Source organism: Streptomyces coeruleorubidus, from assembly GCF_008705135.1.
GTDB classification, from domain to species: domain Bacteria; phylum Actinomycetota; class Actinomycetes; order Streptomycetales; family Streptomycetaceae; genus Streptomyces; species Streptomyces coeruleofuscus.
Map to the genome: position 1 here is coordinate 206,162 of NZ_CP023694.1, position 21,404 is coordinate 227,565.

General features: G+C 72.1%; 14 protein-coding genes. 4 read left to right on the top strand and 10 right to left on the bottom strand.

Annotated elements, in window-relative coordinates; genetic code table 11:
* The first annotated feature begins 161 nt into the window (after positions 1 to 161).
* Both CP976_RS01050 and CP976_RS01055 read left to right on the top strand, forming a co-directional pair.
* Positions 162 to 1,781, top strand: a complete 1,620-nt coding sequence (locus CP976_RS01050; RefSeq protein WP_150478558.1) for an acyl-CoA synthetase — start codon at positions 162 to 164, stop codon at positions 1,779 to 1,781.
* 642 nt (positions 1,782 to 2,423) lie between these two features.
* Positions 2,424 to 4,355, top strand: a complete 1,932-nt coding sequence (locus CP976_RS01055; protein ID WP_373304945.1) for a sulfatase — start codon at positions 2,424 to 2,426, stop codon at positions 4,353 to 4,355.
* Here CP976_RS01055 and CP976_RS01060 read toward each other — a convergent pair.
* From CP976_RS01060 to CP976_RS01070, 3 genes are all read right to left on the bottom strand, one after another.
* A complete protein-coding gene (locus CP976_RS01060; RefSeq protein WP_150478559.1) occupies positions 4,327 to 5,040 on the bottom strand; it encodes an alpha/beta fold hydrolase in 714 nt (237 codons plus the stop codon). The two genes, CP976_RS01055 and CP976_RS01060, sit on opposite strands and share 29 nt — an antisense overlap.
* A gap of 62 nt (positions 5,041 to 5,102) precedes the next feature.
* Entirely contained in the window at positions 5,103 to 5,945 is an 843-nt protein-coding gene (locus CP976_RS01065) for an alpha/beta fold hydrolase (RefSeq protein WP_150478560.1), read from the bottom strand.
* Between the two features lie 67 nt (positions 5,946 to 6,012).
* Positions 6,013 to 7,539, bottom strand: a complete 1,527-nt coding sequence (locus CP976_RS01070; protein WP_150478561.1) for an acyl-CoA synthetase — start codon at positions 7,537 to 7,539, stop codon at positions 6,013 to 6,015.
* A gap of 155 nt (positions 7,540 to 7,694) precedes the next feature.
* On the opposite strand from CP976_RS01070, the gene CP976_RS01075 reads away from it, so the two are divergent.
* Positions 7,695 to 10,133 carry a penicillin acylase family protein gene (locus CP976_RS01075; protein ID WP_150478562.1) on the top strand — a complete coding sequence of 813 codons (2,439 nt, stop codon included), beginning with the start codon at positions 7,695 to 7,697 and terminating at the stop codon, positions 10,131 to 10,133.
* A gap of 49 nt (positions 10,134 to 10,182) precedes the next feature.
* Here CP976_RS01075 and CP976_RS01080 read toward each other — a convergent pair whose 3' ends face one another.
* The 3 genes from CP976_RS01080 to CP976_RS01090 form a co-directional block, all read right to left on the bottom strand.
* On the bottom strand, positions 10,183 to 11,448 hold the full coding sequence (locus CP976_RS01080) for a DUF418 domain-containing protein (protein ID WP_150478563.1): 1,266 nt from the start codon (positions 11,446 to 11,448) through the stop codon (positions 10,183 to 10,185).
* A gap of 112 nt (positions 11,449 to 11,560) precedes the next feature.
* Positions 11,561 to 13,114 (bottom strand): acyl-CoA synthetase, encoded by a 1,554-nt coding sequence (locus tag CP976_RS01085; protein ID WP_150478564.1) that lies wholly within the window; start codon positions 13,112 to 13,114, stop codon positions 11,561 to 11,563.
* Positions 13,111 to 14,220, bottom strand: coding sequence for an NAD(P)H-dependent flavin oxidoreductase (locus tag CP976_RS01090; RefSeq protein ID WP_150478565.1), 1,110 nt, complete (start codon positions 14,218 to 14,220; stop codon positions 13,111 to 13,113). The genes CP976_RS01085 and CP976_RS01090 overlap by 4 nt, the downstream gene beginning before the upstream one ends.
* Positions 14,221 to 14,345: 125 nt before the next feature.
* On the opposite strand from CP976_RS01090, the gene CP976_RS01095 reads away from it, so the two are divergent.
* A complete protein-coding gene (locus tag CP976_RS01095; protein ID WP_167537251.1) occupies positions 14,346 to 16,115 on the top strand; it encodes a serine hydrolase domain-containing protein in 1,770 nt (589 codons plus the stop codon).
* A 10-nt stretch (positions 16,116 to 16,125) separates the two neighbouring features.
* On the opposite strand, the gene CP976_RS01100 is transcribed toward CP976_RS01095, so the two are convergent.
* The 4 genes from CP976_RS01100 to CP976_RS01115 all read right to left on the bottom strand — a co-directional run bounded on the left by CP976_RS01100 (position 16,126) and on the right by CP976_RS01115 (position 21,218).
* Positions 16,126 to 16,317 (bottom strand): DUF2795 domain-containing protein, encoded by a 192-nt coding sequence (locus CP976_RS01100; RefSeq protein ID WP_150478567.1) that lies wholly within the window; start codon positions 16,315 to 16,317, stop codon positions 16,126 to 16,128.
* A gap of 96 nt (positions 16,318 to 16,413) precedes the next feature.
* Entirely contained in the window at positions 16,414 to 17,991 is a 1,578-nt protein-coding gene (locus CP976_RS01105; protein ID WP_190147069.1) for a phytoene desaturase family protein, read from the bottom strand.
* An 84-nt stretch (positions 17,992 to 18,075) separates the two neighbouring features.
* Positions 18,076 to 20,304: a serine/threonine-protein kinase gene (locus CP976_RS01110; RefSeq protein WP_150478569.1), complete on the bottom strand. Its 2,229-nt coding sequence runs from the start codon at positions 20,302 to 20,304 to the stop codon at positions 18,076 to 18,078.
* 65 nt (positions 20,305 to 20,369) lie between these two features.
* Positions 20,370 to 21,218, bottom strand: a complete 849-nt coding sequence (locus CP976_RS01115; RefSeq protein ID WP_150478570.1) for an oxygenase MpaB family protein — start codon at positions 21,216 to 21,218, stop codon at positions 20,370 to 20,372.
* Positions 21,219 to 21,404 lie beyond the last annotated feature (186 nt).

Consider the following 21,404-nt stretch of genomic DNA (forward strand, 5'->3'; position numbering starts at 1 on the left):
CGTGGAACGAGAACAGGTTGCAGTAGGGCGGGAGGCACTTCAAGGGTTTTCTGACAGACAGTCAGATTTCTTCGCGCGAGCCCTTCACAGTTGGACCGCCCTTTGCTCTGATGACCGGCGAACCGTCCGATGCCAGGCACGTCCCGGGGTCAGGAGGAGCGGTGGAGTACAACCTTGCCGACCTGTTCGAGTCGGTCGTCGACGTGGTTCCCGACCGTGAGGCGCTGGTGTACGTCGACCATCCGGGCACGGGCGCGGAGCGCCGTCTGACGTACGCGGAGCTGGACGCCGCGGCCAACCGCGTCGGCCACCATCTGCTCGACAGCGGGATACGCCCCGGCGAGCACCTCGGGCTCCACCTCTACAACGGCGTGGAGTACCTCCAGACGGTGCTGGGCTGCCTGAAGGCGCGGATCGTCCCGGTCAACGTCAACTACCGTTATGTGGAAGAGGAGTTGGTCTACCTCTACCGGGACGCGGATCTGGTGGGGCTGGTCTTCGACGCGGAGTTCACGGACCGGGTGGCGGCTGCGCGGCCCCGGGCGGAGAAACTGCGGCACCTGATCCGGGTGGGTGCGCCGACGCCGGGAGCAGCCGCGGTGCCCTGTGTGGAGTTCGCCCAGGTGGAGGCCGCGGGGTCGCCCGAGCGCGGCTTCCCGGACCGCTCGGGCGATGACCAGTTCATCATCTACACCGGTGGCACGACCGGGATGCCCAAGGGCGTGATGTGGCGGCAGGAGGATCTGTTCTTCGCGGGGCTCGGCGGGGGCGCGCCGACCGGTGAACCGGTGAAGAAGCCGGAGGAGCTGGCCGAGCGGGTCGCGGCCGGTGGCGCGGGGATCACCTTCTTCCCCACGGCCCCGCTGATGCACGGCACCTCCACGCTCACGGCGTTCATCGGCTTCAACTTCGGGCAACGGGTGGTGATCCACCGCAAGTTCGTACCCGAGGAGGTGCTGCGGACCGTGGAGAAGGAGAAGGTCAGCAGCATCTCGCTGGTGGGGGACGCGATGCTGCGGCCGCTCATCGACGCGCTGAGGGGTCCGCTGCGGGACATCGACCGTTCTTCGCTGTTCAGCGTGTCGTCGTCCGGCGCGATCATGTCGGACACGGTGCGCCGGCAGTTCCGGGAGCTGGTGCCGAACGCCATGCTGCTGAACAACTTCGGCTCGTCGGAGTCCGGTTTCAACGGGACGGCGACCGAGGACTCTGGTCCCGAGCGGGGCTTCAGGGTCCGGGTCCACGCGCGCACGCAGGTGGTGGACCCGGCCACGTACGAGCCCGTGTCGCCCGGTGAGGTGGGCAGGGTCGCCCAGTGCGGACACGTACCTCTCGGCTACTACAACGACCCGGCCAAGACCGCCGCCACCTTCTTCGAGAAGGACGGCCGGCGATGGGTCCTGCTCGGCGACATGGCCACCGTCGACGAGGAGGGCGTGGTCACTGTCCTGGGCCGCGGCTCGCAGTGCATCAACACCGGCGGTGAGAAAGTGTACCCGGAGGAGGTCGAGCAGGCCCTCAAGTCCCACCCGGACGTCTACGACGCGCTGGTGGCCGGGGTGCCGGACCCCCAGTGGGGCCACCATGTGGCCGCCGTGGTGCAGTTGCGGGACGGTGCGGCGCGGCCATCGCTGGAGGACATCCAGACACACTGCCGTGACCGGCTCGCCGGTTACAAGATCCCGCGCCAGCTGGTGATCACGGAGTCGGTCCAGCGGTCTCCGAGCGGCAAGGCGGACTATCGCTGGGCGCGGGAGGTGGCCGTGGCGGCGGACGGGTGATTCTCCGGCCGGTCGATTGAACCTAAGGTGACGTGCGGACGTACTGGTGGTGGCAGGCTCGGTCTCCGGGCTCTGTTTGCCATGCCCAGCAAGACCGCACGGAAGGACCACCGGGTGTCGCTCTTCACTCGCTCCCAACAGCAATCGGGCACGACCGGGAGCGGGGCGGAACCGGATGACGACAGCGGGGCGGCGGGGCCGGGCGGTGGCAGGGCTGCGGTGGCTTCCGACGGTGGCACTCCCGGGGCGGGGCGGGACGGCGAGACGGCCGGGGTGGATTCCGACGGCGCTACGGCTGCGGCGGGGTCCGACGGGGACGCCGGCGCGGCGGAGTACGACGAGGACGTCAGCGCGGCGGAACGGGGCGGCGGCACGGCCCCGGCGGAGCCGCTGGGCGACGCGGGCACCGCAGGCCCGGAAGGCGACGTCGACACGACGGAACCGGACAGCAGCGCGGCCCGGACGGACGCGGACAGCGAGACAGATGCGGTGGAGTCGGACAGCGACGCAGCCCCGGCGGACACGGACGGCGACACCGTCACAGCGGGCGCGGACAGTGACACAGCCGCGCCAGGCCCGGACAGTCTTGCCGGCACGACGGAACCGAGCAGCGACACAGCCGCGGCAGGCCCGGACGGCAAGGTGGACACGAAGGAATCGGACGGCAACACGGCCCCGGCGAACGCGGACGACACAGTCGCGGCAGAGCCGGACGGTGGCGTCGGCACGCGGGAGCCAGACAGCGTCACGACCCCGGGGGCCACGGACGACGGCACGGCCGCGGCGCACGCGGACAGTGGAACCGCCGCGGCGGAACCCGGCCGTGGCGCCGTCGCTACGCACCCAGACCATGCCCCTGCCGCACGAGAAGAAGGCGCTGGCGCTCGGGAAGCAGACGCCGAAGAAGAGCCGGACACGGCGAAGCCCGGCTGGTTCGGATGGCGGCGTCGCCATCCCCGTGCGGCGCGCGGTGTCAGTGTGGGGACGACCGTGCTGGCCGGCCTGCTGGTGGTCTTCGCGCTGCTCCTGCCGAACCGGATCGAGCGGATCGAGTTCGCCTCGTTCGTCCGTATCCCCGCCGAGGGCGTGCTGCTCGCGGGACTGCTGCTCGCACTGCCGCCGAGGCCCCGGCGCATCATGGCGGTCGTCGCGGGCGTGTTCCTCGGGCTGGTCACGGTCCTGAAGTTCCTCGACATGGGCTTCTACCAGGTGCTGGCCCGGCCCTTCGACCTGGTCCTGGACTGGATTCTCATCGAGCACGCCACGGACTTCCTCCGGGAGACGTTCGGCCGGACCGGGCAGGTGCTGGCCGTGATCGGGGTGATCGTGCTGCTCGTCGCGGTGCTGGTCCTCACGACACTCGCCGTGGTGCGGCTGACGAACCTGATGGTCCGGCACCGTCCCGTCGCCGCCCGTACGACGCTGATCCTCGGCACGGCGTGGATCACCTGCATGACGCTGGGCGTGCAGATCGGCACCGTGCCGATCGCCACCAAGGGCAACGCGGAGTTCCTCGGCAACCGGGTGGAGCAGGTGCGGGCCGGTCTGAAGGACGCGCGGGTCTTCGAGAAGCAGGCCGCCGTGGACGCCTTCGCGAAGACGCCGCCGGACCAGTTGCTCACGGGGCTGCGCGGCAAGGACGTCCTGTTCACCTTCATCGAGAGCTACGGCAGGGTCGCGATCGACGACCCGGCGATGGCCGAGCAGACCGACGCGGTGCTGAAGGAGGGCACGTCTTCGCTCAAGGCGGCCGGGTTCGAGTCGCGCAGCGGCTGGTTGCAGTCGCCGGTGACCGGCGCGGGCAGCTGGCTCGCCCACTCGACCTTCCTGTCCGGTCTGTGGATCAAGAACCAGCAGCGGTACCGCAGCCTGACCACCAGCGACCGCATGACGCTGACCAACTACTTCGGCAAGACCGGCGCCTGGCGGACCGTCGGCATCGTCCCCGGCGTGCGCCGTGCCTGGCCGGAGGGGAAGTACTTCGGCCTGGACCACATCTACGACTCCGAGCACCTCGGCTACCACGGCCCGTACTTCAGCTGGACGCCCGTGCCCGACCAGTTCAGCATGGAGGCCTTCCAGCGCCTGGAGCACGGCAAGAAGGACCGTGAACCGATCATGGCGGAGATCATCCTGGCCTCCAGCCACAACCCGTGGTCGCCCATCGCCCGGATGATCGACTGGGAGGACCTCGGCGACGGTTCGGTGTTCCACCGGATCAAGAAGGAGGGCACCAACCCCACGGAGGTCTGGAAGGACCCGGAGAAGGTGCGCACCGAGTACCGGCGCGCCATCGAGTACTCGATCCGCAGCCTCACCGAGTGGGTCGAGCGCTACGGCGACGAGGACACGGTGCTGGTCTTCCTCGGCGACCACCAGCCGGTGCCGACGGTCACCGCCGGGGACACCGGCAAGGACGTGCCGATCACGATCGTCGCCCGCGACAAGAAGGTGCTGGACCGGGTCGCCGACTGGGGCTGGACCGACGGCCTCAAGCCGGCGCCGGACGCGCCCCGGTGGGGCATGGACAAGTTCCGCGACCGTTTCATGACGGCGTACGGTCCGCAGGGCTGAGGAACTCCCCCACGGCCGCGAGGAAGTCCTCGGGCCGTGTCTCGTGCACGAGATGCCCGGCGTCGATGGTGACGCGCCGGGCATCGGGAAGCACCTCGGCGAAGGCGGCGATCTGCTCCTGGGGGATCAGGCTCGTCGGCCCGCCACCGATCAGCAGCGTGGGCATGGTGAGCCGCCCCATGTGGTCCCACCACAAGGGATCCGGGGCGTTGCGCTGCTCGTCGGTGGCGAGGACCATCGCCCAGTCGTACGGCAGGTCTCCGTCAGGCCGTTCGGCGGACGGGCGCGGCGGGTCCAGCGGGAAGGGTGCGGGTACGTCCTCCAGAACGAGCCGTCGGACGAGCCGCGGGCTGTACTGGGCGAGCAAGTAGGCGACGGCACCGCCGAGCGAGTGACCCACGACGTCGGCGCGGGCGATGCCGAGCGCGCGGAGGAAGGCGAGCACGTCGTCGCGCATGGCCTCGTAGGCGTATCCGCCGGGCCAGTCGCTGCGGCCGTGCCCGCGCAGGTCGGGTGCGTACACCCGGCGTGGCCCGGCGGCCAGCGCGGGGGCGATCTCCGCCCAGTCGGCACCGTCGGTCCCGCGGGCGTGCAGGAGTACGACGGGCGGCGCGTCCTCCGGCCCCCAGACGCGGTAGGCCAGGGTGATGCCGTTCGCCCGTACGGTGCGCGGTTCGGTGTCCATGCCTGGCACGGTAGCGGGGTGACGAGTGCGGACCGGGCTCGCTCTGCGGACAGCAGAGGAGCTCAGTCCCGTTCGTGGAGGAAGCGCACGACCCGTCGTACGAACCACTCCGGGTCGTCCAGCCACGGGTAGTGGCCGGCCCCCGGCTGTACCGCGAACTCGGCCGCCGGGAACACCCCGGCCGTACGCCGGGCCAGGCCGGGACGCGGGCCGCCGTCGACCTCACCGGCGAGGACGAGCACCGGGACGGTGAGGCGGGCGAGCGCGGTCCGGGTCGCGTCCGGGTCGTAGGCACCGTCCGCCCCGTAGCGGTCGGCCGCGTCGTCGTTGGTCTCGTCCTCCTCGCGGTCGGCGTGGGCCCGGGCGGTGTCGTCCCAACGGCCGTAGAAGAACGGGAGGAACACGGGGTCGAAGTCACCGGTGCCGGAGAGCCAGGCCTCGAAAGCCGGGAACGCGTCGCCGAACCAGGGTTCCGACAGGCGCAGCCGGGCCGCCGCCAGCCGGTCCTCGGCCGTCGCCGGCAGGCCCAGCGCCCACGGGGTGGCGGTGACGAGCGCCAGCCGTGCCACCCGGTCGGGATACCGGGCCGCGTACAGCATGGCGAGACTGCCGCCCGCCGAGTGCGCGAGCACGTCCATCCGCTCCAGGCCCAGGTGGCGGCGCAGCGCGTCGACGTCGTCCACGAGCCGGTCGCAGCGGTAGGTCGCCGGGTCCTCGGGGGCCGCCGACTGTCCTGTGCCGCGCAGGTCGAGGAACACCAGCTGTCGGTGGGCGTCCAGTCCGCCCAGGTTCCCGAGGTACGCGGAGGCGCGCATGGGTCCGCCGGGCAACACGACCAGCGGCTCGCCCGCACCCCGTACGTGACAGGCGAGCCGGGTCCCGTCCGGCGCGCTGAAGATCGGCATGGCGTTGATCCTCACGCCCTCGGGGTGTTCCGCACAACGGGGTTTCGTAGGGAGGGGCGGCGCGACATCAGCCGTCCGAGGCCGCGAGTCCGGGCTCGTCTCCCAGGCTCTGCCTGAGCTCCCGCTTGAGGATCTTCCCGCTGGCGTTGCGCGGGAGGCCCTCCACGAACACCACCCGCTTCGGTGCCTTGAAGGGGGCGAGCTTCTCGCGAGTGTGGGCGATGAGCTCCGCCTCGGTGACCTCGCCGCGTGGGACGACGACAGCCGTGACGGCCTCGATCCAGCGCTCGTCGGGCAGGCCCACGACCGCGGCCTCGGCGACCTGGGGATGGCTGTACAGGGCGTCCTCGACCTGGCGGGAAGCGACCAGTACGCCACCGGAGTTGATGACGTCCTTCACCCGGTCGACGATCGTGTAGTAGCCGTGCGCGTCCCGTACCGCGAGGTCGCCGGAGCGGAACCAGCCGTCGCGGAAGGCCTCGGCTGTCTCCTCCGGCTTGTCCCAGTAGCCCTCGCACAGTTGCGGAGAGCGGTAGACGATCTCGCCGGGGGTGCCGTCCGGTACGTCCTTGCCGTCCTCGTCGACCACACGCGCGTCGACGAACAGCACCGGTCGGCCGCAGGAGTCCATGCGCCCCTTGTGTTCCTCGGGGGCGAGGACCGTGGCCAGGGGGCCGATCTCGCTCTGCCCGAAGCAGTTGTAGAACGCCAGCTCCGGCAGGCGTTCCTTCAGCCGTTCCAGGACGGGGACCGGCATGATCGACGCGCCGTAGTACGCCTTGCGCAGGCCGCTCAGGTCGCGGGTGGCGAAGTCGGGGCGGTTGGACAGGGCGATCCAGACGGTGGGCGGGGCGAACAGGCTGTCCACGCGGCCCGCTTCGACCAGGTCGAAGAGCCGCTCACCGTCGGGTGCGTCGAGGATGATGTTCGTCGCGCCGACCGCGAGGTAGGGCAGCAGGAAGACGTGCATCTGCGCCGAGTGGTAGAGGGGCAGCGCGTGTACGGGCCGGTCGCCCGCACTGAGGTCGAGGGCGGTGATCGCGCTCAGGTACTCGTGGACCAGGGCCCGGTGCGTCATCATCGCGCCCTTGGGCAGGGCGGTCGTCCCGGACGTGTACAGCAGCTGCACGAGGTCCTCGGTGCGCGGCTCAGGGCCGTCGTACGGGGTCGCCTCGGTGAGCCGTGCGAGGAATGAGTCGTCGGCGTCGCGCAGGGGGAACGACCGTACGCCGTCGGGGAGTCGTCCGGCGAGGTCCGGGTCGGCGAGAACCAGGGAGCTGCCGGACTGGCCGACGATGTAGGCGAGGTCGTCGCCGGTCAGGTTCTGGTTGACCGGTACGTGCACCAGGCCGGCGCGGGCGCAGGCCAGGAAGGCGATCAGGTAGGCGTCGGAGTTGTGGCCGTACGCGCCCACCCGGTCGCCCGGGGACAGCCCCTGGCCGAGGAGGACGCTCGCCGCGCGGGAGACGGCGGTGTCCAGTTCGTCGTACGTCCAGGTGCGGTCGCCGTACTCCACCGCGGTGCGCGCCGGGGTCCGCCGGGCGCTGCGCCGCAGGATTCCGTCGACCGTGCTGCCGTGTCCGGGCGTCGTCATGACACCTGATCCTCGGTTCACCGCCGGGCGAGGTCAAGAACCGACCGGCTCAACCCTGCCGCCGCCAGCGACGTCCGATGTGATGGTACCGACGTGCGCATGCGGCACATCCGTACGCTCAAGTCTCCTTTCCCTCAATGATGTTGGAGGGCACGATGCGCAGCCGCCTGAGACGACTCGTTCTCGGGGCCACGGCCCTGTTCACGGCCGCGTCCGCGTTACCCGCGGCCGCCGCCTCCGGCCAGGGACGGGCGGAGCAGCACCCGTCCCGCGACGGCCTGTCCGCCGTGATCCGCTACACCGAGTACGGCATCCCGCACATCCTCGCGAAGAACTACGCCGACCTGGGCTTCGGTACGGGCTGGGCGCAGGCGGCCGACGAGGTCTGCACGCTCGCCGACGGGTTCGTGACCCTGCGGGGCGAGCGCTCCCGGTACTTCGGCGCCGGCGCGGCCGCCGGCGGCGCCCTCTCCGGGGCCAGGACGAATCTCGCCAGTGACCTGTACTTCCGCGGGGTCCGTGAGACCCGCACGGTGGAGAAGCTGCTCGCCGAGCCGGCGCCCGTGGGCCCCAGCCGTGAGGTCCGGGACATGATGCGCGGCTGGGCGGCCGGTTACAACGCCTGGCTGAAGCAGAAGAAGATCACGGATCCCGGCTGTGCGGGCGCGTCCTGGGTCCGTCCGGTCACCGAGCTGGACGTGGCGGCCCGTGGCCTCGCCATCGCCTCGATCTCCGGCGAGGGGCGCTTCGTGGACACGATCACGGCCGCGCAGCCACCGACCGGAGCCGGCACCGCCTCCGGTACCCCGTCCTCCCGGCCCGCCACCCGCACGCCGGACGCGAAGGCCGTGGCGAAGGCGGCCGACGAGCTGTGGGGCGATCCCGGCATGGGCTCCAACGCGGTCGCCTTCCGCGGCGACACCACGGCGAACGGCAGCGGTCTGCTGCTGGGCAACCCGCACTACCCGTGGCAGGGCGGGCGCCGGTTCTGGCAGTCGCAGCAGACGATCCCCGGCGAGCTGAACGTCTCCGGTGGCTCTCTGCTCGGCACCCCGGCGATCTCCATCGGGTTCAACGCACATGTGGCGTGGAGCCACACCGTCTCGACCGGCATTCCGGCCAACTTCCACCAGCTGACGCTGGATCCGGCCGATCCCACGACATACCTGGTGGACGGCGAGCCGGAGCGTATGAAGAAGCGGACGGTGACGGTCGCGGTGAAGGACGGCGCGCCGGTGACCCGCACCCAGTGGTGGACCCGGTACGGCCCTGTCGTCACCTCCCTGAACTCCCAGGTCCCGCTGCCGTGGACGGATGCGACGGCCTACGCCCTGCACGACCCGAACGCCGCGAACCTCCGCTTCGCCGACACCTCGCTCGGCTTCAGCAAGGCGCGCAGCACGGGCGACGTCCTCGGGTCCCTCGCCCGGCACCAGGGCCTCCCCTGGGTGAACACGATCGCCGCCGACCGCGCGGGGCATTCCCTCTTCACCCAGTCCCAGGTACTTCCGCGCATCACCGACGAGTTGGCGCAGCGCTGCTCGACGGCGCTGGGCAGGACCACGTATCCGGCGTCCGGCATCGCGATCCTCGACGGCTCGCGCGGGGACTGCGCCCTGGGCAGCGATCCCGACGCGGTGGCGCCGGGCATCTTCGGGCCGGCGCGGATGCCGACGCTCAAGGACGCGCCGTACGTGGAGAACTCCAACGGCACCGCGTGGATGACCAACGCCGACCGGCCGATCACCGGATACGAGCGGGTCTTCGGCACGGTGGGGACGGAGCTCGGCCTGCGTACGCGCGGCGGGATCGAGGACGTGGCGGCGATGGCGGACCGGGGCCACCTGACCGTACGCGACCTGCAACGGCAGCAGTTCGCCAACCGGGTGCCCGCAGGTGATCTCACCGCGACGGACGTGGCACGGGCGTGCGCCGCGCTGCCCGGCGGCACGGCGACGGGCAGCGACGGCAAGGCCGTCGACGTGTCGGAGGCCTGCGGGGTGCTGGCGGCCTGGGACCGCACCATGAACGCGGGGAGCCGGGGCGCGCTGCTGTTCGACCGGTTCTGGCGGAAGCTGGAACAGGCGGTGCCGGCCGCCGAGGCGTGGAAGGTGCCGTTCTCGGCGGCGGACCCGGTGCGTACGCCGAACACGCTGAACACGGACGCGCCCGGCTTCGGCGTCGCCCTCGCCGACGCGGTGGCGGAACTGCGCGCTGCGGGTATCGCGCTCGACGCGCCGCTCGGCGCGCACCAGTTCGTCGTCCGCGGTGGTGAGCACCTTCCGATGCCCGGCGGCTCGGGGCGGCTCGGTGTGTGGAACGTGCTCGAACCGCAGTGGAACGCGGCCGGGGGCGGCTACACGGAGGTGCCGTTCGGCAGCAGTCACCTCCAGGCGGTGGGCTGGGACGGCAGCCGCTGCCCGGTGGCCCGCACCCTGCTGACGTACTCCCAGTCGTCGAACCCCGAGTCGCCGCACTACGCGGACCAGACCCGGCTGTTCTCCGATGAGAAGTGGGTGACGTCGCGCTTCTGCGAGAAGGACATCCTGTCCTCGCCGAAGCTGAAGGTCGTCCGGGTGCACGAGCGCCGCTGACCGTGGCTGAGGGGTGCCGCTCCCGGTGGGGCGGCACCCGTTCATCTCGTCACCCCCGGTCGACCCGGGGCCCGTACATCAGCCTGCGCAGCACCGCTTCGGCGGGGCCCCGGCGGCCGGCCCGTTCCAGCGCGTACGCCCCGGCCACGGTGACCAGCCAGACGGCGAACGCGAAGAGCGCCATGGTCGTGCTGCCGAGGTGCGCACCGAGGCCGAGTCCCCAGGCGGCCAGCACCGGGGCGAAGAGCAGCGAGTGGGCGAGGTAGCAGGACAGGGACCGTTTGCCGACGGAGGCCACCGCCGTCACCGCCGTCGTGCCGCGGCGGGGCCCGCGGGTGGTCCACCAGTGTGCGAAGAGGGCGACGGCCGCGACATAGCCGAGGCCCGCGGCGTTGCCGGTGATGTCGCGCAGGGCCGTGAGCGCCCCGGATTCGCTCTGCATGTCGTCCGGCACGCGCAGGACGCCGATGTGGGCGAGGGCGGCGGGCAGCGCGCCGAGCCAGCCGGTCGCGATGCCGATGACAGCCGTGATGCGCAGCAGTGTGCGGTGACGGCCCGGTTCCTCCAGGATGCGGCGGCGTGCGGCCCAGAAGCCGAGCAGGAAGAGGATGTACCCGCCGCCGACGAGGGTCAGCGGGGCGGCGGCGAAGGTGACGAACAGGCCGGTCTCGAGCCGGGTGCCCGCCGCGGTGAGCCAGTTCTCCTCGTCCGACGCGTACGCCTTGAAGCCGGCCTCGGCGTCGGCGTCACCCAGCGTGCCGAGGTCGCCCTGGAGGAGCGCGGCGATGACGGGCCCGGCCGTGACGAGCGCCATCAGGGCGACTCCGATCCAGATCCACCACGTCAGGGCACGTTCCCCGCGCCGCAGGAAGGCCAGGCCCAGGACGAGGCTCAGGACTCCGTAGAAGCCGATGATGTCCCCGGCCATCAGCAGGGTGGCGTGGGCGAGGCCGATGACGATCAGCCAGAGGCTGCGCCTGCGCAGGATTTTCGCGGCGTCGCGCCCGTCGGTGCCGGCGGCGGTCTGCCGGAGGTAGAGCTGCATCATGCCGTAGCCGAAGAGGAAGGCGAAGAGCGGGTAGATCCGCAGGTCGAGCACCATGATCATGGTGAACTGCACGGCGTGGTCCAGCCACGAGCCGTCCACAGGCTGCCATCCGGAGGGCCCGCGCCGGGCCGCCCACAGATGGAAGGCCGTGTTGGACAGCACGATGCACAGCAGCATGATCCCGCGGGCGAGATCGGGGGCGAGTGCCCGTTCGCCCGGCCGTACGCCCCCACGCCGCAGCGTTCCCTGTTCGGTCGCGATCGTCATGGCCTCACGCTAGGAAGGCGGGGCCCGGCCGGACATCGGCCGGAGGGCGAGCGGGCGCCGACCAAAGGATGACGCCCGTGCCCTCCGGTGCGACCAAAGCCGCACCACCGCCTCACACCGGTCGGGTCCGGCCCTCCCAGTACGGCTCCCGCAACCGCCGCTTGTACAGCTTGCCGTTGGGGTCGCGGGGCATCTCGGTGATGAAGTCGACGCTCCTGGGCCGCTTGTAGCCGGCGAGCCGGTGCGCGCAGTGGTCGAGGAGGTCGGCCGCGAGGGCGCGCCCCGGCCGGTGTCCGGGGGCCGGTTCGACGACGGCCTTGACCTCCTCGCCCCAGTCGTCGTGCGGGATGCCGAAGACGGCGGCGTCCGCGACGGCGGGGTGGGCGAGCAGGGCCGACTCGATCTCGGCCGGGTAGATGTTGACGCCCCCGGAGATGATCAGGTCGATCTTCCGGTCGCGCAGGAAGAGGTAGCCGTCCTCGTCGAGGTGGCCGAGGTCGCCGACGGTGAAGAAGTCGCCGATGCGGTTCTTGCGGGTCTTGGCCTCGTCCTTGTGGTAGGAGAAGCCGCCGGTGTTCATCTTCATGTAGACGGTGCCGAGTTCGCCGGGCGGCAGCCGGTTGCCGTCGTCGTCGAAGATCGCGAGTTCGCTGATGGGCCAGGCCTTGCCGACGGTGCCGGGCTTCTTCAGCCAGTCCTCGGCGGTGGCGAAGGCGCCGCCGCCCTCGCTGGCCGCGTAGTACTCCTCCACACAGGGGCCCCACCAGTCGAGCATGGCCCGTTTCACGTGGTCGGGGCAGGGCGCGGCGCCGTGGATGGCGTGCCGCATGGAGGAGACGTCGTAGCGGTCCTTCACCTCGTCGGGCAGGGCCAGCAGGCGGTGGAACTGGGTGGGGACCATATGGGTGTGGGTGCAGCGGTGGGCGTCGATGAGGCGGAGCATCTCCTCGGGCGTCCACTTGTCCATCAGGACCAGCCGGTGGCCGATGTGCAGGGACGCGCCCGCGAACTGGAGGACGGCCGTGTGGTACAGCGGCGAGCACACCAGGTGGACGTTGTCGTCGAACGGCCGGATGCCGAAGATGCCGAGGAAGCCGCCGAGGAAGGCCTCCTCGGGTGGTTTGCCGGGGAGCGGGCGGCGGATGCCGCGCGGGCGGCCTGTGGTGCCGGAGGTGTAGTTCATGACCCAGCCGAGGGTGCGCTCGGCCGGCGCCGACTCCGGCTGGCCGTCGAGGAGTTCGGCGTAGGAACGGAAGCCCTCGACCGGGCCGACGGCGTACCGATGGGTGGCCGGGAGGCCCGCCTCGTCGGCGGCGTGGCGGGCCGCTTCCCCGTAGCGCTCGTGGGCGAGGAGGACCTTGGCGCCGGAGTCGGAGACGATCCAGGCGATCTCCGGTCCGACCAGGTGGTGGTTGACGGGGACGAGGTAGAACCCGGCCTGGCTGGCGGCGAGGTACGCGGTGAGGAACTGGACGCCGTTTGGCAGGACGACCGCGAAGGTGTCGCCGCGTTCCAGCCCGGCCGCGCGCAGGCCGTGGACGAGCCGGTTGGCGGCGGCGTGCAGGCGGCCGGCGGTCCACTCCTCGCCGTCGGGGGCGACCAGGACCGCGCGGTCGGGGTCGGCGGTGGCCTGGGCCCAGAAGCCCGCGGGAGCACTGCTGGTCACTGGCCGCTCCTTCCGGCGATGCGGTTGATGCGGTCCACGGCCTGTTCGAAGCCGCGGGTGAGGTCGTCGAAGACGGCCTGGACGCTGCGTTCACTGTTCATCCGGCCGACGATCTGCCCGACGGGGGTCCCGAGCAGGGGGTCGACCTCGTACTTCTGGATCCGCGAGACGGCCTCGGCGACCAGCAGGCCCTGCAACGGCATGGGCAGCGTGCCCGGGCCGTCCGGGTCCTCCCAGGCGTCGGTCCACTCGGTGCGCAACTGGCGTGCCGGCTTCCCGGTCAGTGCGCGGGAGCGGACGGTGTCCCCGGAGCCGGCCGCGAGCAGCTTGCGGGTGAGGGCGGGCGAGTGCAGATCCGCCTCTGTGGTGGTCAGCCATAGGGAGCCCAGCCACACACCTTGAGCGCCGAGAGCGAGTGCGGCAGCCACCTGCTGTCCGCTGCCGATGCCGCCGGCGGCCAGCACGGGCAGCGGGGCGACGGCCTCGACGACCTCGGGGGTGAGCACCATGGAGGCGATCTCGCCGGTGTGGCCGCCTGCCTCGTAGCCCTGCGCCACGACGATGTCGATTCCGGCGTCCTTGTGCTTGCGGGCGTGCCGGGCGCTGCCCGCGAGAGCCGCGACGAGGACGTCCTGGTCGTGGGCGCGGGCCACGACATCGGCGGGCGGGGAGCCGAGGGCGTTGGCGAGGAGCCGGATCGGGTAGTCGAAGGCGACGTCGAGCTGGCTGCGGGCGACCTGCTCCATCCAGCCGGTGATGCGCCAGCCGGACGCCTCACCCTCGGCGAGCTCGGGCACGCCGTGTTTGGCGAGGGTGTCCCGGACGAACTGCCGGTGCGCCTCGGGGATCATCGCCTCGACATCCGCCTCGGTGACGCCCTCGACCTTCTTCGCCGGCATCACGACGTCCAGGCCGTACGGCCGGCCGTCCACGTGCGCCTCGATCCAGTCCAGGTCGCGTTTGAGCTCGTCGGGGGCGGTGTAACGGACCGCGCCGAGCACGCCGAAGCCGCCGGCCCGGCTGATGGCCGCGGCGACGGCGGGGAACGGCGTGAAGCCGAAGACGGCGTGCTCGACTCCCAGTTTCTGGCTCAGCTCCGTCTGCATGGGCGCAGGATGCCGGACTCCTCCGGAGGACGGAAGGGGTTTTCTGATGCTCCGTCAGATTTATGGACGGTGCCCGGGGACATACTGTCCGGGACGTCCAGGGCGGTTCGGCGGGAGGATGCACGGTGACCGAAGGCACGGCAGACAGAGCGACGACGAACGGCGGGCTGACGCGCAGGCGTGCCCTGGTCCTGGGTGGCGCCCTGGCCCTCGCCCCCTTACCCGCCGAGGCCGCCCCGGTCAGGGGGCGTCCCACCCTGCGGCACGGCCCGGCCGCCCGCGCCGGGCTGCTCCCCTCCCATCTGCGCCAACTCGTCACCGACGCCGAGGCGTTCCTCGGCCCCTCCCCCGAGCACCCCTGGTACGCGGGCGCCGTCCTGCTCGCCGGACGGGGCGGCACCGTCGCCCTGCACCGGCCCATCGGCATGGCGGTGCGCTACCGGGCCTACGACGAGAAGACCGACACCGGCGTCGAGTTCCCGGCCGGTGAGCAGATCCCCATGGCCGAGGACACCGTCTTCGACCTGGCGTCGGTGTCCAAGCTGTTCACCTCGATCCTGGCCGTGCAGCAGATGGAGCGGGGCGCGCTGGAGCTGGAGGGGAAGGTCGCCTCGTACCTTCCCGACTTCGCAGGCGCGGGCAAGCAGGACATCACGATCCGTCAGCTGCTGACGCACACCTCGGGCTTCCGCTCCTGGATCCCGCTGTACAGCGCGCCGACGTACGAGGAGAAGCTCCAGCTCCTCTGGAACGAGGCTCCGGTCAGCGCGCCGGGCACGGCGTATCTGTACTCGGACCTGAACCTCATCTCGCTCCAGCTCGTGCTGGAACGGATCACGGGCCGCTCCCTGGACGTCCTCCTCCGCGACGAGATCACCGCGCCGCTCGGCCTGCGCCGCACCCGCTACAACCCGCCCGCCTCCTGGCGGCCGAAGATCGCGGCCACGGAGGACGCGCGCCCTCCGTGGTCCGGGCTGGACCGGGGCCTGGTGTGGGGCGAGGTGCACGACGAGAACGCCTTCAGCCTCGGCGGGGTCGCGGGACACGCGGGCGTGTTCTCCGACGCGTGGGACCTCGCGGTCCTCGGCCGTACGCTGCTCAACGGCGGCGTGTACGGACGGGCGCGGATCCTGAAACCGGAGTCGGTGGAGCTGATGTTCACCGACTTCAACACAGCGTTCCCCGGGGACGAGCACGGCCTCGGCTTCGAGCTTTACCAGCACTGGTACATGGGCGCGATGGCCACACCGCGCAGTGCCGGGCACACCGGCTTCACGGGCACCTCGCTGGTGCTCGACCCGACGACCGACTCCTTCCTGGTCGTCCTGGGCAACTCGGTGCATCCGGTGCGCAGTTGGCGGTCCGGGTCGGCTCCCCGGGTGGCCGCCGCGAACCATCTGGCGCGGGCCGTCCCGGTCCGGCCGGTGTCGGGACGCAGGGCCTGGTTCTCCGGGATGGCGGTCTCCGCCACCGCGACGCTCACCCTCCCCGCGCTCGACACGTCGTCCGGCCGGGTGCGGCTGCGCTGCGCGCTGTGGTGGGACACCGAGCCCGGAGCCGACATGCTGGTCCTGGAGGCGACGGCCGACGAAGGCACGACTTGGCAGCCGGTTCCGTTCACGACGTCCCGCCGGGGCGAGGGTCCCCGCGAGCACCCTTCGGGCTCGGTCACGGGCTGGTCCGGCCGTGTCTGGCATCGGCTCACCGCCGACCTCCCCGCCGCGCGCACGCTGGCCCTGCGGTGGCGGTACGCGACGGACCGGCGGTACGTCGGCCGTGGGGCCTACGTGGACGGGCTGCGCGTGGACGCGGCCGACGGCGTCCTCTTCGACGAGGCGCGCCCGGCGGACGCTGCGCGCGTCGAAGCGGCGGGGTGGTCGCCGTCGGCCGACTGAGCCGGTCCGGTCACTGGTTGAAGACGGCCTTCTGCACCTCGTTCGGGCCGTCGAAGCGGTCCTCCTTCAGGCCGTCGAGGGTGCTGACGACCTTGTCGTCGGCGTGGTTGCTGCGGGCACGTTCCACCAGGTGCTGCTTGTCCGTCGGGTAGTCCATGCCCTTCAGGGCCTTCTGCAGATCGGTCGGGCTGAGGTCGGCCATGAGAGCCTCCCGTGGGTGGTGCGACCGTCCGCGCGGGGCGGCCGGCTGGTACGGATACCTTCGTGCTGTCGGAGTGCCCCGCAGGACGGCAGTGATTCAGTCGTTCCCGATTTCCAGCACCGCCATCGCCGCGTTGTGCCCCGGCACCCCGCTGACCCCGCCCCCGCGTACCGCGCCGGCCCCGCACAGCAGCACGTTCGCGTGCCCGGTCGCCACGCCCCAGCGGCCGGTGCCGTCCTGGGCGTGGGGCCAGCTCAGCTCGCGGTGGAAGATGTTGCCGCCGGGCAGCCCGAGGTCCCGCTCCAGGTCGAGGGGGGTCCGGGCCTCGATGCAGGGCCGTCCGTCCGCGTCGGTGGCCAGACAGTCGGTGAGCGGTTCGGCCAGGTGGGCGTCGAGCTGGGCGAGTGTCGACTTCAGCAGCTCCTCCCGTACGGCGTCGTTGTCCCGCTCGAACAGGCGGGCCGGGGTGTGCAGGCCGAAGAGGGTGAGCGTCTGGTAGCCCCGGTCGGCCAGGTCCGGGCCGAGGATGCTCGGGTCGGTGAGCGAGTGGCAGTAGATCTCGGAGGGCGGCGCGGCCGGCAGGTCACCGGCGGCGGCCTGGGCGTGGGCGGCGGCCAGCTGCTCGTAGCCCTCCGCGATGTGGAAGGTGCCGGCGAACGCCTCGTGCGGGTCGACGGCGTTGTCACGCAGCCGCGGCAGCCGCGTGAGCAGCATGTTCACCTTGAGCTGGGCGCCCTCGGCGGGGGCCGGGGGTGTGTCGCCGGTCAGTTCGGCCAGGGCTTGCGGCGAGGCGTTCACCAGGACGTGCCGGGCGGCGACGGTGCCCTCGCCGTCGGCGGTGCGGTAGGTGACCTCGGCCTCCTGGCCGTCCGTGGTGATGCGCAGCGCCTCGTGGCCGGTGGCGAGGACGGCGCCCGCGGCGCGGGCCGCGTCGGCCAGTGCGTCGGTGAGGGCGCCCATGCCGCCGACCGGCACGTCCCAGTCCCCGGTGCCGCCGCCGATCACGTGGTAGAGGAAGCAACGGTTCTGCTTCAGCGACGGGTCGTGGGCGTCGGCGAAGGTGCCGATGAGCGCGTCGGTGAGGACCACGCCGCGCACCAGGTCGTCCGCGAAGTGCTCCTCGACGGCGACGCCGAGCGGCTCCTCGAACAGCATCCGCCAGGCCTCCTCGTCGTCGAGCCGGCGGCGCAGTTCCTCGCGGGTGGGCAGCGGCTCGGTGAGGGTCGGGAAGATCCGCTGGGCGACGCGGCCGGTCATGCCGTAGAACTCCTGCCAGGCCCGGTACTCGCGGTCGGAGCCGGTGAGCCGGGCGAACGCCTCCCTGGTCCGCCGTTCGCCGCCGCCGACGAGGAGTCCGGTGGGGCGGCCGTCGCGTTCGGCGGGCGTGTAGGAGGAGATGGTCCGGGTGCGCACCCGGAAGTCCAGGCCGAGGTCCCGCACGATCTTCTTCGGCAGCAGGCTGACCAGGTACGAGTAGCGTGACAGCCGGGCGTCGACCCCGGCGAACGGCCGGGTGGACACCGCGGCGCCGCCGGTGTGGTCCAGCCGCTCCAGCACCAGCACCGAACGGCCGGCCCGGGCCAGGTAGGCGGCGGCGACCAGGCCGTTGTGGCCGCCGCCGACGATGACGGCGTCGTACGTCCGGTGTGCGCGGGGTCCCAGGGGTGCGGTCATGGTTCTTCGTAACACGGGGTGATCCAGGTCGGCCAGACGAACGGCGACAGGGTGCGATCTGCTTGTCGCACGACGCCGCCCCCGTCACCCCCCGGCCGACGCCCGCTGCCCGCGCAGGGCCGCCACCCTCCGGTACAGCGCCACGGCCTCGTCGCTCCGGCCCAGCTGCTGGAGGCAGTGCGCTTCGTCGTTGCGGCTGGCGAGGGTGTCGGGGTGGTCCGGGCCGAGGACGCGTTCGCGGGCGGCGGCCACCCGGCGGTACTCGGTGAGCGCCTCGGACCAGCGGCCCAGCCAGCCCAGGCCGACGGCGACCTCGCGGCGGCTGACCAGGGTGTCCGGGTGGTCGGGGCCGAGGACCCGCTCGCGGACGGCGCTCACGTCGCGGGACTCGGTGAGGGCCTCCTCCCAGCGGCCGAGCCGGCCGAGGTTGACGCAGCGGCCGTGGCGGGCGCGCAGGGTCTCGGGGTGGGTGGGGCCCTGGGCGCGGGTGCGGTCCTCGGACAAGACGCTGTAGAGGTCGAGGGCCTCCGCGCTGCGGCCGAGGCGGCCCAGGCTGATGCCTATCTCGTGGCGCGCGGCGAGCGTGTCGGGGTGGTCGGGGCCGAGGGCACGGCCGCGGGCCTCGGCGACCTCGCGGTACGTCTCCAGGGCCTCGGCCCAGCGGCCGAGCTGGCCGAGCGCGTAGGCGACCTCGTAGCGGGTGACCAGGGTGTCGGGATGGTCGGGGCCGAGCACCCGGGCGCGGGCGGCGGCCACCTCGCGGGCCATCCGGTAGGAGTCCTCCAGGCGGCCGAGACGGCTGAGGTTGAAGGCGAGGTTGTGCCGGCAGCGCAGGGTGTCCGGGTGGTCGGGCCCCATCGTGCGCTCCCTGGCGGTGAGCACCGACGTGTACACCCGGTGGGCGTCGAAGGGGCGGCCGAGCTGGCCGAGCACGTAGGCCATCTCCTGGCGGGCGGCGAGCGTGTCGGGGTGGTCGGCGCCGAGCGTGCGGATCCTGGCCTCGGTGACGCGCTTGTACTCGCGCAGCGCGTCCGGGGCGCGGCCGGTGCGGCTGAGGGTGAAGGCGACCTCGTAGCGGCTGGCGAGGGTGTCCGGGTGGTCCGGGCCGAGCAGGTGCTCGCGTTCGGCGGCGACGGCCCGGTGCACCTCCCCGGCCTCCGCCCAGCGGCCGAGCCGGCCGAGGCTCAAGCCCGCGTTGTGCCGGCCGGCCAGGGCGGTGAGCACCTCCGGGGACGGGGCGGGCCGCTGCTCGGGGGCGGGTTCCCCGACGGGGCCGGTGGCGGGCCTCGCGATCCACTCGCCGGACAGGCCGGACGCCGGGTCGGGCGGCGTGCTGCGCAGTCCGGCGCCGGCCGCCTTGTGGCCGGTGGTCATGCCGTGCGTCCAGGACGGCAGCCGGCCCGCGTGCGCCAGCGCGTCGGGAGCGGGCCGGGCCGCCACGACGGTCGGCACGTAGGCGGGCGCCGCCCGGTGCGCGCTGATCCGGCGGGCCAGCTCGCGGGCGTCACCGGGGCGTTCACCGGGTTCCTTGGCGAGCAGGTCCAGGATGACCCGCTCCAGGTACGCGGGCAGTTCGGGTCGGTGCTCGCGCGGCGGGCGGGGCGGGGTGTCGCGGTGGCCGACGAGGATCGCCCAGGCGTCGTCGAGGTCGAACGGCGGTACGCCGGTGGCGATCTCGTACAGCACGCAGCCGAACGAGTACAGGTCGCTGCGCTGGTCGACCTCGGTTCCGCCGATCTGCTCCGGGGACATGTAGTGCGGGGTGCCCATGGCGATACCGGTGCCGGTCAGCCGGGAGGTGAAGCCGATGTCGTGGCCGAGACGGGCGATGCCGAAGTCGCAGATCTTCACCGTGCCGTCGCCGATCCGCACGATGTTGGCGGGCTTCAGATCGCGGTGGACAATGCCTTGTTCGTGGCAGTAGGCGAGGGCGGCGGCGACCTGCTCGGCGATCTCCACGACGTCCGCGACCGGCAGCGGGTGCTGCTTGTTGTCCTCCAGGAGCTGGCTGAGATTGCGGCCGTCCAGCAGTTCCATGACGAGGTAGAGGACGCCGTCGGACTCGCCGAAGTCGTGCACGACGGTGATGCCGCGGTGCTGGAGCGCGGCGGCCACCCGGGCCTCACGCCGGAACCGTTCCCGCAGCACGCGGGTGAACGCGTGGTCGTGGTTCGGGCCCAGCGGTTTGAGGCACTTGACGGCGACGTGCCGGCCCAGGGACTCGTCCCGTGCCCGCCACACCTCGCCCATGCCGCCGCGCCCGATCCGGTCGAGCAGCCGGTATCGGCCGTGGATGAGCCTGGTCTCCCCCATCTCGCGCGACGCTCCCCCCGGTAGCTGTTCGCCCGCCCCTCCCCTGGCCCACCCAGTATGGCGGGCTATCGTCCGAGTTTGTACGGTGCCGGGCGCGCGTCCGGGCCGAGCCTCACCATGGCGCGCAGGATGTGTTTGGGCGGGAGTTGCCACCGCACACGTGCGGGAACGCGGCGCAGCAGGAGGCCGGTGAGACGCAGTTGCCGGGTGACGGTGGCGGGTGCGGGGGCCGGTCTGCCGTACAACTCGTGGGCGTACGGAGGCAGGGAGGCGTACGCCAGTTGTGCCACGCGCCGCCACAGCACCTCGCGCAACGGTACGAGAAGGGGATGCGTCGGCGGGCGGAGCAGGAAGTCGTCCACCTCGCGCGCCTCGGGTCCGGCGGCCAGTTCGGGGCGCACCTTCTCGAAGTACGCCACGAGTTGGGCCCTGTCGGCGGGTACGGTGCCGGGGTCGAGGCCCACCAGGCGTGCGCTCTCCCGGTGTTCGGCGACGTAGCGGTCGGCCTCGGCGTCGGTGAGCCGGAACCCGGACCTGCGCAGGACGTCCAGATAGGAGTCGATTTCGGCGCAGTGCACCCAGAGGAGCAGACCGGGTTCGTCGACGCCGTAGCGCTCGCCGGTGTCCGGATCGGTCGCCGTCAGCATGCTGTGGATCTTGCGGACTCGGGCACCCGCCCGCTCGGCGGCCTCGGTGGTGCCGTACGTCGTCGTGCCGACGAAGTTCGCGGTGCGCATCAGGCGTCCCCAGGCGTCACGCCGGAAGTCGGAGTTCTGCATGACGCCGCGTACCGCGCGGGGGTGCAGGGCCTGGAGGTAGAGCGCCCGGACGCCGGCGATCCACATCATGGGGTCGCCGTGCGTCTGCCAGGTCACCGAACCGGGTCCGAACAGCCCGGGGTCCGCGCCGGTCATGCCGCTCACCTCCGCCCGGCGCCCACGATGACACAGTTCGAACAATCGGTCGATGCCGCCGGGTTCGCCGCCTCCCCCTGCCGTTCGCCCCCTTGCCGTCCGATTGTTGAGATTTAACCGACCCGGTTCAAGCTTTGGTAAGGCTCCCCTTATATGCTGATGCCGCCGATCAAGCTCCCCGCCGGG

Excerpts from the sequence above, each read along its gene's own strand:
- CP976_RS01060 (WP_150478559.1), bottom strand. The coding sequence starts at position 5,040 with ATGGACACCGAACCGCGCACCGTACGGGCGAACGGCATCACCCTGGCC.
- CP976_RS01065 (WP_150478560.1), bottom strand. The coding sequence starts at position 5,945 with ATGCCGATCTTCAGCGCGCCGGACGGGACCCGGCTCGCCTGTCACGTA.
- CP976_RS01070 (WP_150478561.1), bottom strand. The coding sequence starts at position 7,539 with ATGACGACGCCCGGACACGGCAGCACGGTCGACGGAATCCTGCGGCGC.
- CP976_RS01075 (WP_150478562.1), top strand. The coding sequence starts at position 7,695 with ATGCGCAGCCGCCTGAGACGACTCGTTCTCGGGGCCACGGCCCTGTTC.
- CP976_RS01080 (WP_150478563.1), bottom strand. The coding sequence starts at position 11,448 with ATGACGATCGCGACCGAACAGGGAACGCTGCGGCGTGGGGGCGTACGG.
- CP976_RS01090 (WP_150478565.1), bottom strand. The coding sequence starts at position 14,220 with ATGCAGACGGAGCTGAGCCAGAAACTGGGAGTCGAGCACGCCGTCTTC.
- CP976_RS01100 (WP_150478567.1), bottom strand. The coding sequence starts at position 16,317 with ATGGCCGACCTCAGCCCGACCGATCTGCAGAAGGCCCTGAAGGGCATG.
- CP976_RS01105 (WP_190147069.1), bottom strand. The coding sequence starts at position 17,991 with ATGACCGCACCCCTGGGACCCCGCGCACACCGGACGTACGACGCCGTC.
- CP976_RS01110 (WP_150478569.1), bottom strand. The coding sequence starts at position 20,304 with ATGGGGGAGACCAGGCTCATCCACGGCCGATACCGGCTGCTCGACCGG.
- CP976_RS01115 (WP_150478570.1), bottom strand. The coding sequence starts at position 21,218 with ATGACCGGCGCGGACCCCGGGCTGTTCGGACCCGGTTCGGTGACCTGG.